The sequence below is a fragment of the Psychrobacillus sp. genome (assembly GCF_056205495.1).
The window spans coordinates 1-5329 of record NZ_JBAEAP010000057.1 but is presented as its reverse complement, the minus strand read 5'-3'; the positions used below and the strand labels follow the sequence as shown (position 1 = coordinate 5329).

The window sequence follows — 5329 nt, the reverse complement described above, 5'->3', positions numbered from 1 at the left end:
TCGCCAGCCCACATAGAATTCATCATTGGAAATTCTTTTAATGCTTGTGCAACTGCTTTAACAAAGAATGCAAAATAAGTTACATTAAAGCCTTTTTTTTGTTTAAATTCATTTTTTATCGAATCACGGTACTGTACTAGGTTCGTCACATCCACTTCAATCATCGTCCAAGCGTGAGGTGCCTCATGCTTACTACGAAGCATATTTGCAGCAATTGCCTTACGGACCCCAGTTACTGGAATTTCGATGTCACCTGCTCCAACTGGTACATTCATAGCAGCTGGTTTTGGTTGTGAGTTAGCCGGAGCTGAAGCTATAGCCGGTTTTTCCTCCATCTTAGGCTCGCTAGTTGGTGCAGCTTGTGGAATTTCTCCACTTTCAATTATTTTCAATAAATCCTTACGAGTAATTCTACCTTCATTACCAGTACCTGTGACTAAAGAAAGGTCTATATCATGCTCCTGGGAAAGTTTAAGAACTGCAGGTGAGTAACGAGCTTTTGCTCCTTTTGCACGGTCTGCTGGCGCTGACTGTGCATGCTTATTCACTTCAGCTGGTTTAACCGTTTCCGCAGTTGGTTCTTCAGGCGCAGCTTCCTTTACCTCTACGATTTCTTCAGAAGAGCCTCCCTCTGTTTCAATCGTACAAACGATTTCTCCTACTGCAAGTGTATCTCCTTCATTGGCAATTAGTTCTTTAATAACTCCGGTGAAGGAAGAAGGTACTTCTGCAGTTACTTTATCTGTGTTAACCTCTGCAAGTGCGTCATACTTATTGACATGATCGCCTGGTTTTACTAACCATTTTTCGATTGTTCCCTCGGTTACACTTTCCCCAAGCTGAGGCATTTTAATTTGTTCTAGTGCCATATGGGTTCCTCCTTTATAGATCAAATTTGCTTAGGCGTTTTTCCATAGCTTAATATTCCGCCAGCTCACGCATTGCTTTTTCGACTTTATCTGGATTAATCATAAAGAATTTTTCCATAGTAGGCGCATATGGCATAGCTGGAACATCAGGACCAGCAAGGCGCATAATCGGAGCATCTAAGTCAAACAAGCAATTTTCGGCAATAATCGCTGCGACCTCACTGATTACACTACCTTCTTTGTTATCCTCCGTTACAAGCAATACTTTACCTGTTTTAGATGCAGCTTCTATAATTGAATCTTTGTCTAATGGGTAAATCGTACGTAAATCTAAAATATGAGCTGAAATACCATCTTTTTCTAAGCGTTCTGCAGCTTGAAGAGCGAAATGTACTGCTAAGCCATAAGTGATAACAGTAATATCTTCCCCTTCACGCTTTACATCTGCCTTACCAATTTCAATCGTATAATCGCCGTCCGGTACTTCTCCTTTAATAAGGCGATAAGCACGCTTGTGTTCAAAAAACATAACCGGATCCTCATCACGAATAGCTGCTTTTAACAATCCTTTCGCATCATACGGAGTAGAGGGAATAACTATTTTTAGTCCAGGCTGGTTAGCAAAGATAGCCTCTACAGATTGAGAGTGATATAGTGCACCATGAATACCACCACCAAAAGGAGCTCGGAATACAATAGGACAAGTCCAGTCATTGTTAGAACGGTAGCGAATACGAGATGCCTCAGAGATAATTTGGTTGACTGCAGGCATGATAAAATCTGCAAATTGCATTTCTGCGATTGGACGAAGACCATACATTGCGGCTCCGATTCCTACACCTGCAATAGCAGATTCTGCAAGTGGTGTATCTAACACTCTATATTCACCGAATTCATCGTAAAGTCCGTTTGTTGCTTTGAACACGCCGCCCTTACGACCAACATCTTCCCCAAGAACGAAAACGCGCTCATCGCGGGTCATCTCTTCTTTCATTGCAAGTGTTATTGCATCTATATAAGACATGATTGCCATTATGCGTTCCCCCCGTCTTTTTCAGCATAAACATGTTTTAATGCATCTTCTGGAGCAGCATATGGTGCAGCCTCTGCATAATCAGTTGCCTCATTTACTTCCTTCATAATGCGGTCATTAATCTCTTTTTCTAAATCGGTAGAAAGAATATCTAAATCTCTTAAATATTTAGCGAATGTTATAATAGGATCTAAAGCTTTACCTTCTGCAATGTCTTCTGCAGTACGGTATTGTCTGTCATCGTCATCTGATGAATGGGCTGTCAAACGGTAAGTAACTGCCTCGATAAGACTTGGTCCTTCTCCGTTTCTTGCGCGGTCAGCAGCTTCTTTTACTACTCGATACACTTCGATTGGATCTTTACCATCCACCGTTACGCCTGGCATTCCGTAGCTACTAGCACGGTCTGCTACATTCTTACTAGCAACCTGACGCTCAAAAGGTACTGATATTGCATATTTATTGTTTTCAACCATTGTTATACAAGGTAATTGATGTACTCCTGCAAAGTTCAATCCTTCATGGAAATCTCCTTGGTTTGAAGAACCTTCTCCTAATGTAACAAAGGTAATGAAATCTTTCTTTTCAATCTTGGCAGCTAAAGCAACACCTACTGCATGAGGAAGTTGCGTTGTAACTGGTGAGGAGCCTGTTAAAATACGATTTTTCTTTTGACCGAAATGTCCTGGCATTTGACGACCGCCTGAGTTTGGATCCTCGGCTTTAGCAAATGCTGATAGCATTAAATCTTTTGGAGTCATACCAAAATGTAATACTACTCCCATATCTCGATAGTAAGGAGCGATATAGTCCTTTGTATTATCTAAAGCAAATGCCGCTCCTACCTGAGCTGCCTCTTGTCCCTGACAAGAGATTACGAATGGAATTTTTCCTGCACGGTTTAACAGCCACATACGCTCATCAATACGGCGTGCCATTAACATCGTCTCGAACATCTTTAATACGTCTTCATTTGATAACCCTAATTCCTCATGACGATTGTTTGTCATATAGAGATCCCCCTTTTTTTTACATATGAATAGCTTTACCATCAACAGCTAACGCTGCTTCTCCCATTATTTCACTTAAGGTTGGATGTGGATGAATTGTATGTGCAATTTCCCAAGGAGTAGCATCAAGAACCATTGCCAAGCCAGCCTCTGAAATCATATCTGTTACGTGTGGACCAATCATATGAACACCTAATATGTCATTGGTTTCTTTGTCGGCCACAATTTTAACAAAGCCATCTGATTCACCGTACACAAGAGCCTTACCAATTGCTTTAAAAGAGAACTTGCCTACCTTTACATCAAATCCCTTTTCTCTTGCCTGTTGCTCTGTAATTCCTACACTTGAGCTTTCAGGACTTGCATAAATACAGCGAGATACAAGATTATAATCCATTGGAATTATATCTTCGCCAGCAATATGCTCTATTGCTGTAATCCCCTCATGGCTTGCCACATGTGCCAATTGAAGACCACCAATTACATCGCCAATGGCATATATATGAGATTCCTTTGTTTGAAACGTTTCCGAAACCTTTATAAATCCATTTTCGATCACGATATCTGTATTTTCTATACCAATACCTTCTGTGTTTGCTTGTCTACCAACAGATACAAGCATTTTCTCAGCAGTAAATGATTGAGTCTCTCCATTAACCTCAGCAGATATTGTTACTGCATTTTCAGCTGTATCTAAAGTATCTGGAAGTACTTTTGCGTTTGTTGCAAATGTGATTCCCTTTTTCCCTAAAAGCTTTTGCATTTCTTTAGAAATATCCTTGTCTTCCGTAGGGATAATTCGATCTGCGTATTCAATGACTGTTACTTTTACCCCAAAGTCGTTTAGCATGGAAGCCCATTCTATACCGATTACTCCTCCACCTACTATGAGAATAGATTTAGGTAGCTCTGTCATTGCTAGCGCCTCATCTGATGTCATCACTAGAGAACCATCTATTGATAAACCTGGCAAAGAGCGAGGGCGTGAACCAGTGGCAATGACTACATTTTTCGGGATAAGCATTTCATTTTCTTCTCCATTGTTCATCTCAACCGAGACGGTCCCCCCAGGAGACGGAGAGAAAATGGATGGCCCGAGCATTCTGCCTGTTCCTTCATACACATCAATCTTGCCTTTTTTCATCAACCCCTGAACTCCTTGGAATAATTGGTCCACAATGGATTCCTTACGGGCTTGCACTCTACTAAAATCTAATGTTACTTCACTTGTATTTACACCAAAGTCGGCTGCATGATTTTTAGTAGTAGAAAAAACCTCGGCACTTCGAAGTAATGCTTTACTTGGTATACAGCCTTTATGTAAACATGTACCACCTAGTTTGCCTTTTTCAACAATTGCTGTTTTTAAACCTAGTTGAGCTGAACGAATGGCAGCTACATACCCACCAGTTCCTCCACCAATAATTACTACGTCGTATTCTTTTGCCAAATGAATCGTCTCCTTCCAAATAAGAAGGCCGGCTTTACAAGGAATCTATAAAGTCGGCCAATTTGCTACTAGGATATAATTATTGATTAACGGCCATTTAAAATATGTTTTCCGTTTTGTAAAAATTGGCTACGAGATTTGCTTACACGCGCGATACGCTCTTCAGCTAAACGGTCCGCAGCAACATAAGTTGGAATTCCGTCACGTTTAGAAATTTCAAAAATACGTTCAATTTTGTCATAAATACCTGCCACGCGTTTCATCGCACGGTCATGGTTGTAACCATATAATTCATCTGCTACATTGATCACTCCACCAGAGTTAATAACATAATCAGGTGCATAAACGATACCCATTTCATGAATGATGTCGCCATGTGTTGTATCCTTCAATTGGTTATTAGCTGAACCAGCGATTACTTTAGCTTTCAATTGAGGAATCGTGTTATCGTTAATAATTGCCCCAAGCGCACAAGGAGCAAAGATATCTACGTCTTGTGAGTAGATTTCATCTGTTCCTACTTGTACAGCACCGAATGCTTCTACTGCACGATCCACCGATTTTTGGTTAATATCAGCAACAACTAATTTTGCTCCTTCTTCATGTAGGAATTCACATAGCGTATAAGCAACGTTCCCTACGCCTTGTACTGCAATTGTTTTTCCTTTTAATGAATCAGAACCAAATGCTTCTTTAGCTGCAGCCTTCATCCCAACGTAAACACCATAAGCTGTTACTGGAGATGGGTTACCTGAAGAACCACACGCCTCTGAAATACCAGTTACGTAGTTAGTTTCTTCATGGATAAGGTCCATATCTGCAACCGTAGTACCTACATCTTCAGCTGTAATATAACGTCCATTTAACCCTTGGATGAAACGTCCAAATGCACGGAACATTTCTTCATTTTTATCTTTTAATGGATCACCAATAATTACAGTTTTTCCTCCACCAAGATTAAGTCCTG

General features: G+C 40.5%; 5 protein-coding genes. All 5 read right to left on the bottom strand.

The genetic code is table 11. The annotated features are described in order from the left end of the window. Nucleotides 1-869, bottom strand: an 869-nt coding sequence (locus tag AC06OU_RS01860) for a dihydrolipoamide acetyltransferase family protein (protein ID WP_475853588.1), incomplete at its 3' end; no start/stop codon positions are given. A 49-nt stretch (nucleotides 870-918) separates the two neighbouring features. Further along, nucleotides 919-1902 carry an alpha-ketoacid dehydrogenase subunit beta gene (locus tag AC06OU_RS01855; protein WP_340883289.1) on the bottom strand — a complete coding sequence of 328 codons (984 nt, stop codon included), beginning with the start codon at nucleotides 1900-1902 and terminating at the stop codon, nucleotides 919-921. Then, a complete protein-coding gene (locus AC06OU_RS01850; protein ID WP_342568068.1) occupies nucleotides 1902-2912 on the bottom strand; it encodes a thiamine pyrophosphate-dependent dehydrogenase E1 component subunit alpha in 1011 nt (336 codons plus the stop codon). The genes AC06OU_RS01855 and AC06OU_RS01850 overlap by 1 nt, the downstream gene beginning before the upstream one ends. Before the next feature lie 19 nt (nucleotides 2913-2931). After that, the gene (lpdA, locus tag AC06OU_RS01845) at nucleotides 2932-4362 is read right to left on the bottom strand and encodes a dihydrolipoyl dehydrogenase (protein WP_475853587.1); all 1431 of its coding nucleotides are present in this window, start codon (nucleotides 4360-4362) and stop codon (nucleotides 2932-2934) included. Between the two features lie 86 nt (nucleotides 4363-4448). After that, the coding region (locus AC06OU_RS01840) for a Glu/Leu/Phe/Val dehydrogenase family protein (RefSeq protein WP_475853586.1) at nucleotides 4449-5329 on the bottom strand (881 nt) is incomplete at its 5' end.

Excerpts from the sequence above, each read along its gene's own strand:
- AC06OU_RS01855 (WP_340883289.1), bottom strand. The coding sequence starts at position 1,902 with ATGGCAATCATGTCTTATATAGATGCAATAACACTTGCAATGAAAGAA.
- AC06OU_RS01850 (WP_342568068.1), bottom strand. The coding sequence starts at position 2,912 with ATGACAAACAATCGTCATGAGGAATTAGGGTTATCAAATGAAGACGTA.